The following is a 19735-nucleotide window of genomic DNA, read 5'->3' as shown; positions in this document are numbered from 1 at the left end:
GGCCGAATGTTAAATAAAACGTTTCCTATCATAAAGGAAATTGAAGCTCCCGGCACTATCAGACAGCTTCACTACTAAAAAATTCATAGATTGAGAGCACATAATGCATATTTTTGGCAAAATTCTTGGCGCTTTTTTTGGCTTCTTGTTTGGCGGGCCGTTTGGCGCAATGTTTGGTTTATTCCTCGGGCATCAATTTGATAAGGCTCGCCGCTTAAATCAAGCGGGTTTTAAAACTGGCGCATTTGGCTCTGGTCCAAGCCAAAGTGAGCGACAAGAAGAGTTTTTCAAAGCTGCATTTGCGGTTATGGGGCATGTAGCCAAAGCCAAAGGGCAGGTGACCAAAGAAGAGATTCAACTCGCCACAACGATGATGGAACGAATGAATCTGCATGGCGAGCAAAGAGCCGCAGCACAAGCAGCATTTCGTGATGGTAAAGAGCCACACTTTCCTCTTGATGAGGTACTTGAGCGAGTGCGCTTATCAACCGGTGGCCGTTTTGATTTGATGCAGTTTTTCCTTGAACTGCAAATATCCGCAGCGTTTGCTGATGGTTCTCTGCATCCGAGTGAACGTAGTGTACTGCACAAAATAGCCAACGGTTTGGGCTTTTCTTCAGCGCAATTAGAGCAACGTTTACGTATGCAAGAAGCGGCTTTCCGCTTTCAGCAAAATGGTGGTGGTTTTGGCGGACACCAAGGGCAGCAACAATCAGGTTCATGGCAGCAAGCTTCGCAAGGCGATCGCTTGTCAGACGCTTATGATGTTTTAGGAGTCGACGACAGCGCGGACTCCAAAGAAATTAAGCGAGCTTATCGCAAGCTGATGAATGAGCACCATCCAGATAAACTAATGGCCAAAGGCTTACCACCAGAAATGATGAATGTTGCGAAAGAAAAGTCACAACAAATCCAAAATGCTTATGACCTAATCAAAAAAGTGAAAGGTTTCAAATAAACTCGGTTTGAGTCGTAGATTTAAGAGTCAGTCGATACTGGCTCTTTTTTTATGATTCAGATATGAAAAAAGCCAAGTCATGCGACTTGGCTTTGGAAGGTGGCTCCCCCTGCAAGACTTGAACTTGCGACATACGGATTAACAGTCCGCCGTTCTACCGACTGAACTAAGGGGGAATTGATGCTTTTATCTCTCATCAAGAGAATGGTGCCGACTACCGGAATCGAACTGGTGACCTACTGATTACAAGTCAGTTGCTCTACCTACTGAGCTAAGTCGGCTCCGAATCAATAAGCTATGGCTCATTGATGAAAAGTGGCTCCCCCTGCAAGACTTGAACTTGCGACATACGGATTAACAGTCCGCCGTTCTACCGACTGAACTAAGGGGGAACAGGTTTTAAAGAATGGTGCCGACTACCGGAGTCGAACTGGTGACCTACTGATTACAAGTCAGTTGCTCTACCTACTGAGCTAAGTCGGCACATATTTTCTTTAATTTTATTGTCTGTGCTGAGCACCAACAATTTAGAAACTGTGGTGCCCGGAGGCGGAATCGAACCACCGACACGAGGATTTTCAATCCTCTGCTCTACCGACTGAGCTATCCGGGCGACGGGGTGTATTAAAAGGTTTTTCGCATTTAACGTCAACACTAAAATGCAAAAAAAATATCGTTTGTTGCTTTTCTATACTTAGTGACTCGTTTTTGCCCATTTAGGTTAAGAAATGGTAGCGGATTATGTAGGGATATGGATATCAGATAATAAAATAAGGCCATTTAATTAAAAGGAGAAAAAACAAAAGCACGTCGAAAACATGCTTTTGTTGAATTTGATGATGTGTGCTGAGCTATTGCTGTAATACAGAGAGCTAGTTTTTTATGGTGAATTTATTCACCCACAGTTCAAGTTCATTAGAGAGTGAAGTCAAAGTTTGGGTACTATTGTGACTTTCAGTAACCACCTGGCTAAGTTGTACACCACTTTCTTCGATCATATTAAGTCGCTTATACCCAAACAACTTCAAGTAGGAAGGGTAAAAAAACATCATCACCGACTTGGGTTTGTTTTGTCGCTATTCAATAAAGGGGGACGATAATATGGATGGTGGATATATGATGGGATGAAATCTATAGATACAAAAAAGCCAAGTCTTGCGACTTGGCTTTTAAAGTGGCTCCCCCTGCAAGACTTGAACTTGCGACATACGGATTAACAGTCCGCCGTTCTACCGACTGAACTAAGGGGGAATTATTCTTGTGTAAATGTCTTTATTAAACACTTGCACCAAATAATGGTGCCTCGAGGCGGAATCGAACCACCGACACGAGGATTTTCAATCCTCTGCTCTACCGACTGAGCTATCGAGGCAATAAATGGTGCCGACTACCGGAGTCGAACTGGTGACCTACTGATTACAAGTCAGTTGCTCTACCTACTGAGCTAAGTCGGCACACTTTATTTATTGCTTGCTGTTACTTAAGTTAAGCACCAACAATTTAATTTGTGGTGCCCGGAGGCGGAATCGAACCACCGACACGAGGATTTTCAATCCTCTGCTCTACCGACTGAGCTATCCGGGCAACGGAGCGCTATTAAACGGATTTTCCTCTCAATCGTCAACTGCTTTTTTAAAATATTTTCAAAAAAACGTTTGTTTGCTGTGAATTTAGACAAAAATACCTTTGCTAACCACTGGTGTTAAATTCCTTTTTAAACTTTGTTACTTTTTCTAAGTATCTTCTTGATTCTGAATTGGGGTGTTTTTTAGTGAGCGCCCAGTAAACTTGGTTGGGTTGCAGTGAGTTTAAGTCATTCATGGCTCGTTTTCTGTCTTTATTGAAGGTGTTGAGAACTCCGCCAGTGCCGCCGTTATAAGCCGAAATCATACTGTATTCGAGCGATGTTGGGTGCTTTACGTCCTTTAGGTAGCGATTTTTGAGGATATAAAAATAGGCTGTGCCGGTATCAATATTATTTTCTGGGTTAAATAGGTACTCAGGGCTAGGTTCACCTGGTTTCTTTTTCACCAAAGAAAAGACATCTCGGCCTGCTGTTTTAGGCACTACTTGCATTAAGCCGTAAGCATTGGCCCAACTGACAGCGTAAGGGTTAAAACTACTTTCTGTTTTGATGATCGCGTAGATCAAATCTTCGGGTATGTCATATTTCTTTGATGCTCGATGCACAATATCCGCGTACTTGTAGCTACGCTTTGATGCGTGGTCGACCACCATCGGAATTTGCACGTAATAGGCTTTTTTGAAATCTACATTTTTCGTTTTTAATTGATTTTCAATGAGATAATCAGCGTATCGATTAGCGCGCCAAGACCATTGGATTGGCTGTTTGTCTTGATCCAGAACTTGGTTGTACAAAAATGGCTGGCCTTTAAGTTCGATGTTTTGTGATGAAAAAAGGTCAACTTGGGCAGGATCATCAGGCGTCAATAAGGTGGTGATAATCGCATTACGCAGATGCTTTTTGGGGTCGGTCGGGGATACGGTTTCGACAATAATGATGCCATCAGAAAAGTTAACTTCAGAGCGGCTAAGGTAATTATCGATGTATTTTACATAGTTGCTTTTACCTGCAACTTTAATTTCTTTGCTACCCCAGCGTTTTTCGATGTTACCGGAGAAACTGCTAATTAACGCATCTAAGGCGGCGGTATCTTTGACAAACTGCCCAGGTAATTGCGCTAGGTTTTTCGCAAAGCGGTTGGTGGGCTCATAGTTAACGTCGTAAATACGTTCTATGAATTCTCGACTGCAGCCAGCCAGCAGCATTGCAATAAAAAAGTAAGTCAGCTTTCTCATTAGGTTCCCAATACAAAAATGACATCAGAGCGTCGACTATGATGTCATTGATTATCCTTGAAATAAATAAGGTTACTTTTATTTGCTTGGAGGCGTATAGCCTTCAATGTGGATTTCTTTTCCTTCAAATAGGAAATTGGTCATCTCGGTTTCGAGCAACTTACGATGTTCTGGATCCATCATATTGAGTTTTTTCTCGTTGATTAGCATGGTCTGTTTATGCTGCCATTGCGCCCATGCTTCTTTTGATATGTTATCAAAAATACGTTTACCCAATTCGCCTGGGTAAAGTTGAAAATCCAAACCGTCGGCTTCTTTATTTAGTCGAGCACAAAATACAGTGCGGCTCATAATGACTTCCTCTTAAGTTTTTAAGGGTTAATTTCAAATGGAAGGCTTTCTAATAGCTGCTTTACAGGGGCAGCTAAGCCGATTTGTTCTGGTTGCGATAAGTTATACCAAAGACCTTTGCTTCCTTCCATGATGATATTGGGTTGTTGAGACAGTTCAACCAATATTGGCGTAATGTCTAAGTGGTAGTGGCTAAATGTATGACGAAATGCGATCAAAGGACGAATTGAACGCACGGTACTTTCTTTTATTGCTCTGTGGTCAAGTTGATCTTCAATCGCGCTATTAGGGTTTTCTGGAAAGCAAAATAATCCCCCCCAAATACCGCTTTGAGGACGCTGTTCTAACCATACCTGATTATTATGATGGAGCATGATGAACCAAGTTTGCTTGGTTGGTTTTTCTGTTTTGGGTTTTTTACCCGGGTAATCGAGAGGGTTACCCTGCTTATTGGCGATACAAAAGGATTCAACTGGGCAGAGCGTGCACTTCGGTTTGCTACGAGTACAAACCATGGCTCCCATGTCCATCATAGCTTGGTTGTAGCTATCGACATCTTGACTGGGCGTATTGGTTTCGGCGTATTGCCACAATAAATTTTCGACTTTTTTCTGTCCCGGCCAGCCTTCTACAGCAAAACAGCGCGCTAATGTGCGTTTTACATTGCCATCTAAAATAGCGTGTGGCTGCTTATAAACCGAAGAGAGTACCGCTGCCGCTGTAGAGCGGCCAATACCCGGTAGAGCATTCATTTGCTCTATATCAAGGGGAAACTCTCCGCCATATTCACTCGCAACAATTTGAGCCGCTTTGTGAAGGTTACGCGCGCGCGCGTAATAACCAAGCCCTGTCCACAGATGCAAAACTTCGTCTTGCTCGGCGTTGGCTAAGTCAACCACGGTTGGAAAACGTTGCATAAAGCGTTCGAAATAGGGGATCACCGTGGTTACCTGGGTTTGCTGCAACATAATTTCAGACAGCCAAACGCTGTAAGCGGTTTTATTCTGTTGCCACGGTAAATGTTTGCGCCCATAGGCGTCATACCATTTTAAAATGGCTTTAGCGAAAGGTGTCACGACGTGCTCTTTAGTTTATAGTTTTGGTGGGGCAAAATTGCACCACATAAATGATGAGTTGTAAAACCGACAAACTGTGTGGGTTTATCCAGCAAGTTTATTTCGATAACACTTGCACCGAGAATGATTCTTTGGATAATCCCCGCTTTGATTAATCAATGTGCAGGCAAGATCAATGAGTGAAGTAACCACCAACGAATACACCGAAGAAGGCAAGATCCTACGCAGAATCCGTAGTTTTGTTCGTCGTGAAGGTCGATTAACTAAAGGCCAAGAAGCTGCGATGAATGAATGTTGGCCAACAATGGGTATTGATTACCAGCCACAATTACTTGATTGGAGCGCTGTTTTTGGCAATGACAATCCAGTAGTGTTGGAGATTGGTTTTGGTATGGGTGCCTCATTAGTTGAAATGGCTAAAAATGCACCTGAGAAAAATTTCTTTGGTATTGAAGTACACAGTCCAGGTGTTGGAGCGTGTTTAGCTTCTGCACGCGAAGCGGGTGTCACTAACTTACGTGTAATGTGTCATGATGCGGTTGAAGTTTTTGAGCACATGATCCCTGCGGGCAGCCTGCATACTTTGCAACTGTTCTTCCCAGACCCTTGGCATAAAAAGCGTCACCATAAACGCCGTATCGTACAGTTAGAATTTGCTGAAATGGTACGTCAAAAACTAAAAATGGAAGACGGTATCTTCCATATGGCGACAGACTGGGAAAATTATGCTGAGCATATGATTGAGATAATGAACCAAGCGCCAGGTTTTACCAATATTGCAACCGATGGTGACTATATTCCTCGCCCAGATGAACGACCACTGACTAAGTTTGAAGCGCGTGGACACCGTTTAGGTCATGGCGTGTGGGATATTAAATACAAGCGTATTGCATAAGGCGTGTTTGTATCACTACTACAAATGAAGTGCGTTTAGTCGTTATCCATTACCGCTAAGCATACTCGCTACAATAAACGATTAAATAAAAGCCAACATTATAGTAATGTTGGCTTTTTCGGCCTTAGCGCCCTACAAAACATCACCATTATAAAAATAGAGAAAGTACATTTCTCACCGAAGGTAAGGTCATCAATGAAACCGACACAAGCAATACTTGCGGACATCTTGGATGAGGTTCGCCCTCTTATCGGTCACGGCAAGGTCGCCAATTATATTCCTGCGTTGGCGAAAGTTTCGAATCAAAAACTGGCGATTGCGGTTTATACCAACCAAGGCGAAGTGATTAAAGCGGGAGATGCAGACCAAGGTTTTTCGATTCAGTCGATTTCAAAAGCACTGAGCTTAACATTGGCGATGATGTTGTATAAGCCAGAAGAGTTATGGATACGTGTTGGCAAAGAGCCCTCAGGCCAAGCGTTTAATTCGATGATTCAGCTTGAAATGGAACAGGGTATTCCTCGTAACCCTTTTATCAATGCAGGAGCAATAGTGGTAGCTGATATGCTGCATAGTCGCTTGTCTGCGCCTCGACAACGTTTACTTGAATTTGTGCGCCAGCTATCCGGTGAAGAGAGTATCGTGTACGACAAAGTGGTGGCTGCCTCTGAAATGATGCACAGTGACCGTAATGCCGCGATAGCCTACCTGATGCGCTCTTTTGGTAATTTTCACAACGAGGTTATTCCGGTTCTTCATAACTATTTTCACGCTTGTGCACTGAAAATGAGTTGTGTCCAGTTGGCGAAAACTTTTAGCTACCTAGCCAATAAAGGTGTGTCGGTACAGACGGGGGAAGCGATTGTGACGACCACTCAAAGCAAGCAAATTAATGCACTACTAGCCACATGTGGTTTGTACGATGGAGCGGGAGAGTTTGCTTATCGAGTGGGTATGCCGGGCAAGTCTGGCGTAGGCGGTGGTATTGTTGCCATTGTCCCGGGGGAAATGACGATTGCTGTATGGTCTCCAGAGCTCGATCCGTCGGGAAACTCTCTGGCTGGGACAAAAGCATTAGAGTTATTAGCAGAACGCATTGGCCGCTCTATCTTTTAATACATTGTTTTCGTTTGCAAACCGTTTTATACATTAATGACGCCCCTCTATGAGAGGCGTCTTAGCGTTACTCTTCATCAGCCATAAAGGCTTCTAACAAATCATTGAGGAACAATTTTCCTTTCTCGGTGATCTGCCAGTGTGTCGCGTTTTCACTTAAATATTGCTCTGCCAGTGCCCAATCAATGGTCGGCTTAATGATATCTAAACTTAAACCTGTGGTTTCGACAAAATCTTGTTTTGGGCAAGGCTCCATCAGTCGAAAACGGTTCATGAAAAATTCGAATGGGCGATCACTGTCAGCCACTTCCATTTCACTATCTAGATAAGGTTTAAGTAAGTTGAGATAGCCGCGAGGGTGTTTGACCTTGGTGGTACGTACAATTCGACCATCAGCAAAACTCAGTTTACCGTGAGCACCACAGCCAATACCGAGGTAGTCACCAAAGCGCCAGTAATTGAGGTTGTGCTGACATTGATAGCCGGGCTTGCTGTAGCCTGAAATTTCATATTGTACGTACCCAGCTGCCGCCAATTTTTGATGACCTAATTCAAAAATATCCCACAGTGCATCATCGTCAGGTAGTGTCGGTGGTTTGAAGTAGAACATGGTATTGGGCTCAATGGTTAGCTGATACCACGATAAGTGCGGAGGGTTAAGCTCTATCGCTTTGTCTAAATCTGCTAGTGCTTGTTCAGTGCTTTGATCCGGCAAACCATGCATCAAGTCAAGGTTAAAGCTATTGAGCCCAATTTGATGAGCTAAGTGGGCGGCATTGACGGCTTCTTGCTGACCATGGATACGACCTAGGCGCTCAAGTTTTTGTTGCTCAAAGCTTTGTACACCAATCGATATTCGGGTCACACCAGCTTGTCGGTAACCGACAAAGCGCTCGGCTTCTACCGTGCCAGGGTTCGCTTCCATAGTTATTTCAATATCAGGCTTAAACGCGATTCGTGCTTCAATGCCTTGCAGTAAGCGGGCAATACCTTGTGCGGAAAACAGGCTTGGTGTACCACCACCAATAAAAATAGAATGCAGTGGGCGAGGGGTGTCAGCCAGTTGATATTTGGCGATGTCGGTATCGAGATCTTCCAGTAACGCATCAATGTATTCACGCTCGGGAATATCATGTTTTAGCGCGTGTGAGTTAAAGTCACAATATGGGCATTTTTGTACACACCAAGGGATGTGTACATACAAGCTAAGTGCGGGTGGTTGCAGCATTATTATTTTTGCTCATTGATGGCTTGAAATAGCTTTTGCAGTGCTTTGCCGCGATGTGACAACTGCTTTTTACGCACAGGATCTAGTTCCGCTGAAGCACAGTTGTCTTCCGGTACAAAGAAGATTGGGTCATAGCCAAAACCATTGCTGCCATGTGCTTGATGGAGAATTCGCCCTTCCCATTTGCCATGGCAAACTAAAGGTGTTGGGTCGTTTTCGTGGCGCATTAAAACCAAAACACAATGAAAACGTGCGCAGCGTTGTTCATCTGGCACACCATCCATTGCTGCTAATAGTTTCTCTAAGTTTTGTTGGTCGCTTGCTTTCTCACCGGCGTAGCGAGCCGAGTAAATGCCCGGAGCACCTTGTAGGTAATCAACTTCTAAGCCTGAATCATCAGCGATCGCAGGTAAGCCTGTTTCTTTAGCGGCATGACGCGCTTTGATGATCGCATTTTCAATAAAAGTGGTGCCAGTTTCGGCGACTTCAGACACATTGAATTCGCTTTGCGCAACCACATCAAAGCCAAAATCAGAGAGGAGATCGGCCATTTCACGCACTTTGCCTTGGTTGCCGGTGGCTAAGACTATTTTTTTCATCTTCAATGTTTCTCTTTATTCTTCGACATAAAATTTTTGGGAAAATTTAAGTTTGCCAGCCCCTTTTAAGCCAGTATTAACATCAATATCAAAACTCAAATTTTCTTCATTGGTGATCGGGAATTGAGCAATGTAATAGATTGCATCTCCCTCTTTTACTTGTTTAAATTCTAGCTCACGTAAATTACCAATGAGGTTTTTGGCGTAACCGGTAATTTTCGCTTCGACCGCAGGTTTACCCAACGATGAGTTGTCCAGCACGCTGATGTTTAAAATCGCGGAATAGCCATTACGTTTGAGCTGGTAGCTGCGCGCCACTTGCGGTGTCAAAAAGGTGGAATTAAAGGCGGAGTAGTGCACTTCCACGTTTTTAATGGTCTTAAACTGCTCGGCTAGAGTGGGTAGTGAGAGGACTGCCATCAGTAGGGCGATAATCCATTTGCGCATGGTTTGCTCCTTATGCATGCAGGTTTACTAAATAAAAAGCCATCACAAGATGGCTTCAATAGGTGCTGGTATCACTTGTGGTGAATGGACTCTGACTTGTTTGTGACGGCCCAATTCTCCCTTTTCAATTTCTATTAAACTTTTAGCCACTTTAAATTGTTTGGCCAAAAACTTAGTTAAATGTGCATTAGCTTTACCATCGACCGGAGGTGCAGTGATGGCGACTTTCAGCTCCTCACCATGCAAGCCGACGATGCTATCGCGGCTTGCTTTAGGTTGAATGTAGAGCTTGAGAATTAAATCGTCGCCCTCTTGCCAAGCGGCAACTGACATTACAACTGGTGCCACACTGGGCCAATCAGATCGCCCATCAGGAAGTTGGCAAATTGAAGGCCAATAAAGAGCACTAATACGCTTAAATCAAAGCCACCCATTGCAGGTAAAATACGGCGAATAGGCGCCAGCATTGGTTCTGTCAATTGATGGAAAACGTATTCAATTGGACTACGGCCTTGGCTAACCCAGCTCAAAATAGCGCGGATCAACAATACCCAAAACAGTAAACCGCCCGCCGCTTTAATCAAAGATAGTAAGCCTAGGAATAAAAAGTCCACACTGAAGCTAACTGAACCGCCCGAGGCGATTAAGATCAATGCGACGAATTTAAGGACGCATAGTACATAAGCAAACAGTACGGTGGCTAAATCAAGACTGCCAATCGATGGGATTGCGCGGCGCAGTGGTCCCACAACTGGTTGTGTTGATTTAACGATAAATTGTGAAAATGGGTTATAGAAATCCGCACGCGCTGCTTGAAGCCAGATACGTAAGATCACAACCATGATATACAGATCAAACAGGGTGGATATCAAAAAACTCATTGAATTCATAAATGGCCCTTAATACGAGTAGTGTGTCGTTTGCGCTATAGCTTAGTGAAACGACACTAGGATTAAAACTGTTTTTCCATCTCTTGTGCACGTGCGACGGCTGCTTGCATCGCTCTTGCCACAATATCTGACAGCAGGTGGTCATTAAAAGTACGAATGGCTTCTGCGGTAGTGCCACCTTTGGAGGTTACCTGTTCACGCAGTGTGGATAGCTCAATATCTTGATTCGCTACCACCATTTCTGCGGCACCTAGCGCGGCTTGCTGAACCAACAAACGAGCGGTCGCTTGGTCAAAACCTTGTGCGATGGCTTCGGTTTGCATCGCTTCCATAAACAAGAAAAAATAGGCTGGCGCACTACCTGCAGCGGCGATTACTCCGTTAATACCCGACTCTTGTTCTACCCAACATACTTCGCCAACCGCTTGCATCAACTCAGCGGTAAAAGTTTTATCTTGCATAGAAACTCGTGGTGCTGCAAATAAGCCACTCATACCACGATTGACCAATGATGGTGTGTTCGGCATAACGCGCACGATGTTCAAATCGCTGGCTAGCATCTCGTTTAGGCGTGAAATTGAAACCCCTGCGGCAATCGAGATAACCAATTTGTTTGAAAAATCGATCACTTGTAATGGTTCACAAACGCTAGCCATCAGTTGTGGTTTCACCGACAGCACGACGACATCGGCTTGTTGCGCTGCACTCAAGTTGTCGCTAGTAGTCTGAATGCCATAATCGGCTTCAAGTGGCTTACGTCGAGTCTCTGATGGTGCAGTCGCGGTGATTTTATTCGCCGGATAACCACTAGCAACCAAGCCTGCAATGATGGCTTTCGCCATATTTCCCGCACCGATAAAAGCGATATTTTTGTGTTCCATTAAAAGATTCCTAACTTGTGATTGGTGCGCTCGTTACGATTGACTGTAGTCGCGTGCGCCAAAAATAGCGGTACCGATTCGTACCATGGTGCTGCCTGCTTCGATCGCGGCTTCCATGTCACCACTCATGCCCATCGATAACGTATCTAACCCTGAAAAACGTTCGGACAATTGTGCTTTTAACATGGCTAGTTTTTGGAATGCTGCCAGTTGAGAAGCATGGTCTGTCACATTTTCAGGTATTGACATTAACCCTCTTAACGTGAGGTTGGGTAGAGAGGATATCAACTCTGCCAGTTCAAATATTTCTTGTTCAGAAATACCTGATTTTGAGCTTTCACCGCTAGTGTTTACCTGAATTAACACCTGTAGTGGCGGCATGCTTGATGGGCGTTGGTCATTTAAACGTTGGGCAATTTTGTTTCTATCTACCGTGTGTACCCAGCTAAAATTTTCAGCGACTAAGCGTGATTTATTGGATTGAATCGGGCCAATAAAGTGCCATTCGAGGGCCAATTCAGGGTGCTGTGCAGCAAAGTATTGCACCTTATCGACCCCTTCTTGCACGTAATTTTCCCCGAATGCAGTCTGCCCAGCTTGCGCTGCTGCTAGAATGGCTTCGACAGGTTTGGTTTTACTGACTGCTAAAAGTTGCACTCTGTCTAGAGCGCGTCCACACTTTTGTTGTGCACTTTCAATTTGTGAAGTGATCTGTTCAATGTTTTGTTGAATACTACTCATAGCCTGACTTTACTAAGGAAATTAAATGGATATCGCTGAGCTACTGGATTTTAGTGTAAAGCACAACGCGTCAGATCTGCATCTTTCTGCAGGTGTTCCACCTATGGTACGTATAGATGGTGAAGTAAGAAAGCTTGGAGTGCCAGCTTTTACTCATGCAGATGTACATCGTTTGATTTTTGAGATCATGAACGATGCTCAACGTAGTGAATTTGAAGAGAAATTGGAAGTCGATTTTTCGTTTGAGTTACCCGATGTCGGGCGTTTTCGTGTCAACGCGTTTCATCAATCTCGCGGCTGCTCTGCTGTTTTTCGTACAATTCCAACCACAATTCCGACATTAGAAGAGCTGCAAACGCCAGATATTTTCAGCAAAATTGCCAACTACGAAAAGGGTTTGGTACTGGTAACTGGACCAACAGGGTCAGGTAAGTCAACCACGCTAGCGGCGATGGTCGATTACATTAATACTCATCACAACAAGCATATTTTGACGATTGAAGATCCGATTGAATTTGTGCATAGCAACAATAAATGTTTGGTCAATCAACGAGAAGTACACCGCGATACACACAGTTTCAAAGCGGCTTTGCGCTCGGCTCTGCGTGAAGACCCAGACGTTATTTTGGTCGGTGAATTACGTGACCAAGAAACCATTAGCTTAGCGTTAACTGCGGCGGAAACTGGCCACTTAGTGTTTGGCACTTTGCACACTAGCTCTGCGGCGAAAACCATTGATCGAATTATTGATGTGTTTCCCGGCAGCGATAAAGAGATGGTGCGTTCTATGCTGTCAGAGTCATTACGTGCGGTGATTGCGCAAAAACTGCTAAAAAGAATTGGTGGTGGCCGAGTTGCTTGTCATGAAATTATGTTGGGGACGCCTGCCATTCGTAACCTGATTCGCGAAGATAAAGTTGCTCAGATGTTTTCCATTATTCAGACTGGAGCGGCTCATGGGATGCAAACCATGGAACAAAATGCGAAGCAGCTCATTGCTCAAGGTATAGTTGACGCTGAAGAAGTGCAAACAAAGTTAGAATTGAACTCATCCCCGTTCTAAGAGACAACCCATGGAATTAAATCAATGCCTTGAGGGCATGTTAAATCAAAAAGCATCGGATCTTTATATTACGGTTGGTGCTCCGATTTTGTTTCGAGTTGATGGCGAATTGAGAGCGCAAGGTGAAAAGCTAACCACACCACAAGTGATTGATTTGCTCGATGCAATGATGGATAGCGAACGCCGTGAAGAGTTTAAGCACACTCATGAAGCTAACTTTGCGATTGTGCGTGATTTTGGGCGTTTTCGTGTCAGCGCCTTTTTTCAACGTGAATTACCGGGAGCGGTGATCCGTCGTATTGAAACCAATATTCCAACCTTTGATGACCTAAAGTTACCGGGAGTTTTACAGGATCTGTCGATTGCAAAGCGTGGTTTGGTTCTGGTCGTTGGGGCTACGGGGTCGGGTAAATCGACCACGATGGCTGCGATGACGGGGTATCGCAATACGCATCGAAGCGGGCATATTTTAACGGTGGAAGATCCGATCGAGTTTGTGCATGAGCATCAACGATGCATCGTCACGCAGCGTGAAGTTGGGTTAGATACCGAAAGCTACGAGGTGGCGCTGAAGAATTCACTTCGACAGGCGCCTGACATGATTTTGATTGGCGAAATACGTTCTCGAGAAACCATGCAGTATGCGATGACCTTTGCTGAAACGGGCCATTTATGCATGGCAACGTTACACGCTAATAATGCCAATCAAGCGTTAGAGCGAATTCTTCATTTGGTTCCTCAAGAGCAAAAAGATCAGCTTTTGTTTGATCTTTCAATGAACCTGAAAGGGGTGATTGGCCAGCAGTTGATCCGCGATAAAAACGGACAAGGGCGACATGGTGTGTTTGAGATCCTACTCAATAGTCCGCGCGTTTCTGATTTGATCCGCCGCGGTGAACTGCACGAACTGAAAGCCACCATGGGGAAATCACAACAGGTAGGTATGCAGACATTTGATCAAGCGCTTTACCAACTAGTGATTGATGGCAAGATCAGCGAGCAAGACGCACTTCATAGTGCCGATTCAGCCAATGATTTACGTTTGATGCTCAAAGCCAAACGCGGCGACCGTTATGGATCCGGCTCATTAGATAATGTTCAGATTGATATGGATTAACTTTTAGCTGCTGTAAAAAGAAAAATCCCAAAACTAGTTTGGGATTGGGTATTGGAGAGTGGTGCGATTATTCGCCCCACTGCGCCTCAAACCAACTCTCTAATATGACGACCGCCGATTGGCAGTCAACATTTCCTTTACTAAGCGCTTTGTAGCCACCCATCTCAAATAAGTCGGCGCGAGCTTCTCTGGTCGATAGGCGTTCATCGTGCATTTCAACTGGCAAGCCATAACGACCTTGTAGACGTTGAGCAAATTTTTTCGCTCTCGGCGTAATGGTTTCTAGTGCTTTGCCATGCAGATCAGTAGGGAGCCCAACTACGAGTAAGTTGGGCTGCCACTCTTTGATCAATTTTTCTATGTCATCCCAATTAGGGATGCCGTCATTGGCCTTAAAAGCCTTCAACGGTGAAGCCGTTCCTGTTACCTCTTGACCAATGGCACTGCCAATACTTTTGGTGCCAAAGTCAAAAGCCATAATGGTTCTTGAAGTCATAATTACGTTCTTGATCGGTTTACGCGTGTCCAGCCAGGCCAGACAGCTGTATCGGGTCGATGCCGAGTTTTTTAATCGCTTGGCTCCATTTATCATGGATTGGCGTATTAAAGATAACCTCAGGATCGGCTTCAATGGTCAGCCATGAATTTTCTGAAAGTTCCAGTTCGAGCTGACCAGGTTCCCACCCAGAATAGCCCAAGGCAACTAGATAGCTACTTGGTTCAGCATCAGTACCTAGTACGGATAGAATATCCTTCGAAGTGGTAACAGCAAGGTCATCACTCATACGAATACTCGACTCATAATGATCTTTTGGGCGATGCAAGATAAAACCGCGATCTTCTGCAACCGGTCCGCCATTTAAGACCGGCATTTTCAGGCTATCCACTTGGATTTGCGGATAACTTGGTTCGATGTTGACCTGCTTTAACATGCCCCCGACGGTGATATCTATCGGTGCATTGATCATTAGCCCCATCGCCCCTTCTTCATTATGTTCACAGATATAAATGACACTGTGCTTGAAGTAAGGATCTTGCATACTTGGCATGGCGACTAAAAAATGATTTGTAAGATTCATACTGCCTCCAACCCTTCCGCGAGTAATAGGGTAATGACTTACCCTATTAAACGTTACTTGTTGATACGACGCTCGATAGCATCCATCAACTTACCGGTAATTGAGATATCAAATGCCGCCTCAATCTCACGAATACAGGTTGGGCTTGTCACATTTATCTCAGTTAGCTTGTCGCCAATAACGTCAAGACCTACAAAAATTAAGCCTTTTTCTTTCAGTGTTGGAGCGATTGTCTGCGCAATTTTAATATCGGTTTCGCTCAGTGGACGAGCTTCACCACGACCACCAGCAGCTAGGTTACCGCGTGTTTCACCTTTCGCTGGGATACGAGCAAGGCAGTAAGGCATTGGTTCACCATCAACTACCAAAATACGTTTGTCGCCATTACTGATGTCTGGCACGAAGGTTTGCGCCATGCAGTAGTTTTGACCGTGGTTGGTCAATGTTTCAATGATCACCGAGACGTTAGGATCACCTTCTTTGACTCGGAATATTGAAGCGCCGCCCATTCCATCAAGTGGTTTTAAGATCACATCACCATGCTGCTCGCGGAAGGCTTTAATTTTCTCTGCTTTACGCGTAACAATTGTGGTTGGTGTCAGTTCTGGGAACCACGCAGTAAATAGCTTTTCATTACAGTCACGTAAGCTTTGTGGTTTGTTAACGATTAAAGTGCCTTCGTCTTCTGCGCGCTCTAAAATGTAGGTGGCGTAGATGTACTCGGTATCAAACGGAGGATCTTTACGCATCAATACTGCATCAAGTTCGGCTAATTTAATGGTTTGTTGTGATTTAAATTCATACCAGCCATTTGGATCTTCTTTCAGTTCGACGATTTTAGTATCGGCGACTGCGACGCCTTGATCTAAGTGTAGATCATTCATTTCCATATAGTGGATTTCATAACCACGGCGCTGTGCTTCAAGCAACATGGCAAAGCTGGAATCTTTTTTAATATTAATGGATGCAATGGGATCCATTACGATACCAAGTTTAATCATTGATTTTCTCCGGTTAGCCAAGGTCGCCGAAACGAACTTGAAGGGCAGTAATTGCAGTTAAGGCAGCCGTTTCAGTGCGAAGCACGCGTGGGCCTAACAGGGTTTCTTCAAATTGATATTCTTCCGTCATGCGGATCTCTTGTGCCGATAATCCGCCTTCAGGGCCAATCAATAAACGTACTTTAGTGACAGGCTCTGGCAAGGTGTTAATTGAATATTTAGCTCGTGGATGCAGGTTAAGTTTTAATGCATCACTTTGTTCTGCACACCAAGCTTCTAGCTGCATGATAGGACGAATCACCGGAACGGTGTTGCGGCCACATTGCTCACAGGCACTGATCGCAATTTTCTGCCACTGTTCGAGTTTTTTCTCGAATCGTTTAGCGTCAAGTTTAACGCCGCAACGTTCAGAAATCAGTGGTGTAATAGTATTCACCCCCAACTCAACCGATTTTTGGATGGTGAATTCCATTTTGTCACCACGAGAGATGACTTGTCCGAGGTGCAAATTTAATGGCGATTCACAGCTACTCTCTACGCGTTCTGCTGCTTCGACCAACACGCCTTTTTTCGTCACTTCGCTGATAGTTGCTGGAAATTCAGCGCCACTTCCATCAAATAGCAGCACTTCTTGACCAACTTGCATGCGTAACACTCGGCCAATATGTCCAGCCGCGTCATCACTTAACGCGATGGTGCCGAGCTGCGAAATTGGGGTCGGGTGATAAATTCTAGGGATGCGCATGGTAACTTCCTGCCTGACATTGAATAGCCACTAACATGGATGCTTTTAGCTGAAAAAACAAGGGGCAAGAATGAGTTTCAGCCATCAAGATTAAACGTTTCAACGGATTATGAACCACATTGCTTTTGAACAAATGGGTTGTGGTTGCCTTGTACTTTAGCAATGCGTTGGTCACGCTTACATTCCCATGAATCTGCCGGATATTGGCGATTCCATGCCTGCATTAGCTGAGTTTGTTGTTTTGATAGCTGAAAACCATATTCTTGGCTCATGTACAAGTAGGTACGAGCAATCGACCCGCGTGCTCTATCCGGTGGCATGACTTTACGTTGCTTGAAATTGACCTGCATTTCACAGCGACCATAGGTTTCACCATCCACTCCATTCCATTGACTGAAATTGTAGTTTGAGCGATCACCGTTAACTTCTCCGATTGCAGGGGTTAAGTTGTGTAGATCCGCCTCCATAGAACGAAAAGCGCTATCATTCTTGGTGCAATTTTTACGCCCGCCACTTTGCCAGCATTGACGCTGGTGACCAAATTGCCAAGCAGGAACCACATGCTCCCATTCAATACGGCTGGCGCGGGTTTGTTGTTTACGTACTTGATAGCCACAAGCTTGTAAGTCTGGTGTACCTTTACGACCTTGCCATTCAATGTCACAACCACAATAAAAACTAATTGGATGATCTTGATAGATCTTCAATGCTTCTTTCTTTGCTTTAGAAAATGAAGAGGGTGGTGCTGATAGTGCACTAAACGAGAGTAATGCTAAGAGCCCTGCGACAGACAATAAACGAAGATACGACATAATTTAGACTGATATAAGTGTGGTTTTTCTCAGTCTAACACTCAGGATGAGGAATTATAAATGATGTTTTTATCGTTATTTTTCGGGGATGGTCATCACGAAAAGCAGCGAATAGAACACTAATTTAAGAAAGCTGTACGCCTGTAAAGATCAGAGTTTGCGAACATTGTTGGCAGCGATAAGTGGCTTGATGGCGCAACACTTTGTTATGGCGACGAATAGTCAGAGGATAGCGAGTACAGTCGCAGCGATATTCAAAGGTTTTGCCTTGTACAGAAGAGACTTCAAACCGATGAGTGGTATTGGCGGGTAAATGAAAGACTTGATTCATCACACTCTGCCACTCTTTTCCGTGTGGACGGACTCGACCATAGCGTTGATAAGTAATGAGGTGAGCGATTTCATGTGCGATCACTTCATCTAAAAAAGCTTGTGTGTTTTCTGCAAATAAAATGGGATTTAAGCGAATTTCCCAACGTTGTAAGTAAGCTTTTCCAGCGACTTTGCCTCTGAGTTGGTAATTTAATGTTGGCAAAGGAAAGGGATGTCGAAAATGGTCGGATGCGATATCAATACATTGTTTAACTTTTGCTTGAGCGCGGTAATGTAACTCAAAGTTTTGCACGTATTTATTCCTAAAAAGCCCTTACTAAAAAGTAAGGGCTTGTGTATTTTTTATCTACAATGCAGTTGCTTATTTCAAGCCAGCGAATTCACGAAGAATAGCGGCTTTATCTGTTGCTTCCCAAGGGAATTCTTCACGACCAAAGTGGCCGTAAGCGGCAGTTTTCTTGTAGATTGGTTGTAGTAGGTTCAACATTTCTTGCAGGCCGTATGGGCGTAGGTCGAAGTGTTGACGTACTGCTTCGATAATGATCTCTTCTGAGACTTTTTCGGTACCAAATGTTTCAACCATGATAGATGTTGGATCAGCAACACCAATTGCATAAGAAAGTTGAATTTCACAACGGTCAGCAAGGCCTGCAGCGACGATGTTTTTCGCTACATAACGTGCTGCGTATGCTGCACTACGGTCTACTTTTGATGGATCTTTACCAGAGAATGCACCACCACCGTGACGCGCTGCGCCGCCGTAGGTGTCAACAATGATCTTACGACCAGTTAAACCACAGTCACCCATTGGTCCACCGATAACAAAACGGCCGGTTGGGTTAATAAAGAATTTGGTTTCTTTGCTGAGCCATTCTGTTGGCAATACTGGCTTGATGATCTCTTCCATTACCGCTTCGCGTAGGTCTGGTGTAGAGATAGAATCACAGTGTTGAGTTGAAAGAACGACTGCATCAATACCAACGATTTTTCCTTGGTCATATTGGAAAGTAACCTGAGATTTTGCATCAGGGCGTAACCAAGGAAGAGTACCGTTTTTACGAACTTCTGCTTGTCTTTGTACCAGACGATGAGAGTAGGTAATCGGTGCTGGCATTAGGATTTCTGTTTCGTTAGTTGCGTAACCAAACATGATACCTTGGTCACCAGCGCCTTGCTCTTTAGGATCGGCTTTATCAACACCTTGGTTGATGTCTGGAGACTGCTTACCGATAGTGTTCAATACGGCGCATGAGTTTGCATCGAAACCCATGTCTGAGTGCACATAACCGATTTCACGTACTGTTTGACGAGTTAATTCTTCAATATCAACCCATGCTGAAGTGGTCACTTCGCCACCAACCATCACCATGCCTGTTTTTACGTAAGTTTCACAAGCAACACGAGCTTTTGGATCTTGTTCTAAGATGGCGTCAAGGACAGCGTCAGAGATTTGGTCTGCAATTTTATCTGGATGACCTTCTGATACGGATTCAGAAGTAAACAGGTGCTTAGCCATGAGAGCTCCAATTTAAGTAGTTGGTCGGTGGCAAGTCGCTAGCAACTTACCACCTCAATTCATTAAT

Annotated in this window: 22 protein-coding genes and 9 tRNA genes; 5 read left to right on the top strand and 26 right to left on the bottom strand. The window is 44.3% G+C overall.

Annotated elements, in window-relative coordinates; genetic code table 11:
* The first annotated feature begins 103 nt into the window (after positions 1–103).
* Positions 104–958 carry a co-chaperone DjlA gene (gene djlA / locus MCT08_RS13485; RefSeq protein ID WP_274673302.1) on the top strand — a complete coding sequence of 285 codons (855 nt, stop codon included), beginning with the start codon at positions 104–106 and terminating at the stop codon, positions 956–958.
* 100 nt (positions 959–1058) lie between these two features.
* On the opposite strand, the gene MCT08_RS13480 is transcribed toward djlA, so the two are convergent.
* From MCT08_RS13480 to mutY, 12 genes are all read right to left on the bottom strand, one after another.
* Positions 1059–1134: transfer RNA gene (locus tag MCT08_RS13480), tRNA-Asn, on the bottom strand.
* A gap of 29 nt (positions 1135–1163) precedes the next feature.
* Positions 1164–1239 (bottom strand) — tRNA-Thr (locus MCT08_RS13475).
* A 35-nt stretch (positions 1240–1274) separates the two neighbouring features.
* Positions 1275–1350, bottom strand: a tRNA-Asn gene (locus MCT08_RS13470).
* Positions 1351–1365: 15 nt separating this feature from the next.
* A tRNA-Thr gene (locus tag MCT08_RS13465) sits at positions 1366–1441 on the bottom strand.
* Positions 1442–1495: 54 nt separating this feature from the next.
* A tRNA-Phe gene (locus MCT08_RS13460) sits at positions 1496–1571 on the bottom strand.
* 562 nt (positions 1572–2133) lie between these two features.
* Positions 2134–2209, bottom strand: a tRNA-Asn gene (locus tag MCT08_RS13455).
* 45 nt (positions 2210–2254) lie between these two features.
* A tRNA-Phe gene (locus tag MCT08_RS13450) sits at positions 2255–2330 on the bottom strand.
* A gap of 6 nt (positions 2331–2336) precedes the next feature.
* Positions 2337–2412 (bottom strand) — tRNA-Thr (locus tag MCT08_RS13445).
* A 54-nt stretch (positions 2413–2466) separates the two neighbouring features.
* Positions 2467–2542: transfer RNA gene (locus tag MCT08_RS13440), tRNA-Phe, on the bottom strand.
* 105 nt (positions 2543–2647) lie between these two features.
* Positions 2648–3778 (bottom strand): membrane-bound lytic murein transglycosylase MltC, encoded by a 1131-nt coding sequence (gene mltC, locus MCT08_RS13435; protein WP_274678593.1) that lies wholly within the window; start codon positions 3776–3778, stop codon positions 2648–2650.
* A 78-nt stretch (positions 3779–3856) separates the two neighbouring features.
* On the bottom strand, positions 3857–4129 hold the full coding sequence (locus MCT08_RS13430) for an oxidative damage protection protein (RefSeq protein ID WP_274678591.1): 273 nt from the start codon (positions 4127–4129) through the stop codon (positions 3857–3859).
* A 20-nt stretch (positions 4130–4149) separates the two neighbouring features.
* Positions 4150–5205, bottom strand: coding sequence for an A/G-specific adenine glycosylase (gene mutY, locus MCT08_RS13425; RefSeq protein ID WP_261915848.1), 1056 nt, complete (start codon positions 5203–5205; stop codon positions 4150–4152).
* A 175-nt stretch (positions 5206–5380) separates the two neighbouring features.
* On the opposite strand from mutY, the gene trmB reads away from it, so the two are divergent.
* Both trmB and glsB read left to right on the top strand, forming a co-directional pair.
* On the top strand, positions 5381–6100 hold the full coding sequence (gene trmB / locus MCT08_RS13420; RefSeq protein WP_053308746.1) for a tRNA (guanosine(46)-N7)-methyltransferase TrmB: 720 nt from the start codon (positions 5381–5383) through the stop codon (positions 6098–6100).
* A gap of 195 nt (positions 6101–6295) precedes the next feature.
* Positions 6296–7216 carry a glutaminase B gene (gene glsB / locus MCT08_RS13415; protein ID WP_053308745.1) on the top strand — a complete coding sequence of 307 codons (921 nt, stop codon included), beginning with the start codon at positions 6296–6298 and terminating at the stop codon, positions 7214–7216.
* Positions 7217–7283: 67 nt separating this feature from the next.
* Here the strand turns inward: glsB and hemW are convergent, their stop codons facing one another.
* The 7 genes from hemW to MCT08_RS13380 form a co-directional block, all read right to left on the bottom strand.
* Positions 7284–8444: a radical SAM family heme chaperone HemW gene (gene hemW / locus MCT08_RS13410; RefSeq protein ID WP_053308744.1), complete on the bottom strand. Its 1161-nt coding sequence runs from the start codon at positions 8442–8444 to the stop codon at positions 7284–7286.
* Positions 8445–8446: 2 nt separating this feature from the next.
* Complete coding sequence (locus tag MCT08_RS13405; RefSeq protein ID WP_274678589.1) at positions 8447–9043, bottom strand: XTP/dITP diphosphatase; 597 nt, start codon at positions 9041–9043, stop codon at positions 8447–8449.
* A 15-nt stretch (positions 9044–9058) separates the two neighbouring features.
* Entirely contained in the window at positions 9059–9490 is a 432-nt protein-coding gene (locus MCT08_RS13400; protein ID WP_168523454.1) for a DUF4426 domain-containing protein, read from the bottom strand.
* Between the two features lie 42 nt (positions 9491–9532).
* Positions 9533–9823, bottom strand: a complete 291-nt coding sequence (gene yggU, locus MCT08_RS13395) for a DUF167 family protein YggU (protein WP_053308741.1) — start codon at positions 9821–9823, stop codon at positions 9533–9535.
* Positions 9823–10380 carry a YggT family protein gene (locus tag MCT08_RS13390; protein ID WP_053308740.1) on the bottom strand — a complete coding sequence of 186 codons (558 nt, stop codon included), beginning with the start codon at positions 10378–10380 and terminating at the stop codon, positions 9823–9825. Before MCT08_RS13390 ends, yggU begins: the two co-directional genes overlap by 1 nt.
* Before the next feature lie 62 nt (positions 10381–10442).
* Complete coding sequence (gene proC, locus MCT08_RS13385) at positions 10443–11261, bottom strand: pyrroline-5-carboxylate reductase (RefSeq protein ID WP_274678587.1); 819 nt, start codon at positions 11259–11261, stop codon at positions 10443–10445.
* Between the two features lie 33 nt (positions 11262–11294).
* Entirely contained in the window at positions 11295–12002 is a 708-nt protein-coding gene (locus MCT08_RS13380; protein ID WP_053308738.1) for a YggS family pyridoxal phosphate-dependent enzyme, read from the bottom strand.
* Positions 12003–12027: 25 nt separating this feature from the next.
* On the opposite strand from MCT08_RS13380, the gene MCT08_RS13375 reads away from it, so the two are divergent.
* Positions 12028–13065, top strand: a complete 1038-nt coding sequence (locus MCT08_RS13375; RefSeq protein WP_053308737.1) for a type IV pilus twitching motility protein PilT — start codon at positions 12028–12030, stop codon at positions 13063–13065.
* Positions 13066–13075: 10 nt separating this feature from the next.
* Positions 13076–14182 (top strand): PilT/PilU family type 4a pilus ATPase, encoded by a 1107-nt coding sequence (locus MCT08_RS13370; protein WP_171979667.1) that lies wholly within the window; start codon positions 13076–13078, stop codon positions 14180–14182.
* A 67-nt stretch (positions 14183–14249) separates the two neighbouring features.
* Here MCT08_RS13370 and ruvX read toward each other — a convergent pair whose 3' ends face one another.
* From ruvX to metK, 7 genes are all read right to left on the bottom strand, one after another.
* Positions 14250–14678, bottom strand: coding sequence for a Holliday junction resolvase RuvX (ruvX, locus tag MCT08_RS13365; RefSeq protein ID WP_053308735.1), 429 nt, complete (start codon positions 14676–14678; stop codon positions 14250–14252).
* Positions 14679–14697: 19 nt separating this feature from the next.
* Positions 14698–15261 carry a YqgE/AlgH family protein gene (locus tag MCT08_RS13360; RefSeq protein ID WP_053308734.1) on the bottom strand — a complete coding sequence of 188 codons (564 nt, stop codon included), beginning with the start codon at positions 15259–15261 and terminating at the stop codon, positions 14698–14700.
* A 53-nt stretch (positions 15262–15314) separates the two neighbouring features.
* Positions 15315–16262, bottom strand: coding sequence for a glutathione synthase (gshB, locus tag MCT08_RS13355; RefSeq protein WP_053308733.1), 948 nt, complete (start codon positions 16260–16262; stop codon positions 15315–15317).
* Positions 16263–16275: 13 nt separating this feature from the next.
* Positions 16276–17007 (bottom strand): 16S rRNA (uracil(1498)-N(3))-methyltransferase, encoded by a 732-nt coding sequence (gene rsmE / locus MCT08_RS13350; RefSeq protein WP_261915843.1) that lies wholly within the window; start codon positions 17005–17007, stop codon positions 16276–16278.
* 107 nt (positions 17008–17114) lie between these two features.
* Positions 17115–17819 (bottom strand): endonuclease, encoded by a 705-nt coding sequence (locus tag MCT08_RS13345; RefSeq protein ID WP_274678585.1) that lies wholly within the window; start codon positions 17817–17819, stop codon positions 17115–17117.
* A gap of 124 nt (positions 17820–17943) precedes the next feature.
* Positions 17944–18444: a SprT family zinc-dependent metalloprotease gene (locus tag MCT08_RS13340; protein ID WP_176313234.1), complete on the bottom strand. Its 501-nt coding sequence runs from the start codon at positions 18442–18444 to the stop codon at positions 17944–17946.
* 69 nt (positions 18445–18513) lie between these two features.
* Complete coding sequence (gene metK / locus MCT08_RS13335; RefSeq protein ID WP_053308729.1) at positions 18514–19668, bottom strand: methionine adenosyltransferase; 1155 nt, start codon at positions 19666–19668, stop codon at positions 18514–18516.
* Positions 19669–19735 lie beyond the last annotated feature (67 nt).

Source organism: Vibrio aestuarianus (assembly GCF_028858425.1).
In the GTDB taxonomy this organism is placed as follows: Bacteria; Pseudomonadota; Gammaproteobacteria; order Enterobacterales; family Vibrionaceae; genus Vibrio; species Vibrio aestuarianus.
Note: the sequence above shows the minus strand (reverse complement) of the source record. Positions and strands in the feature narration are given on the sequence as shown.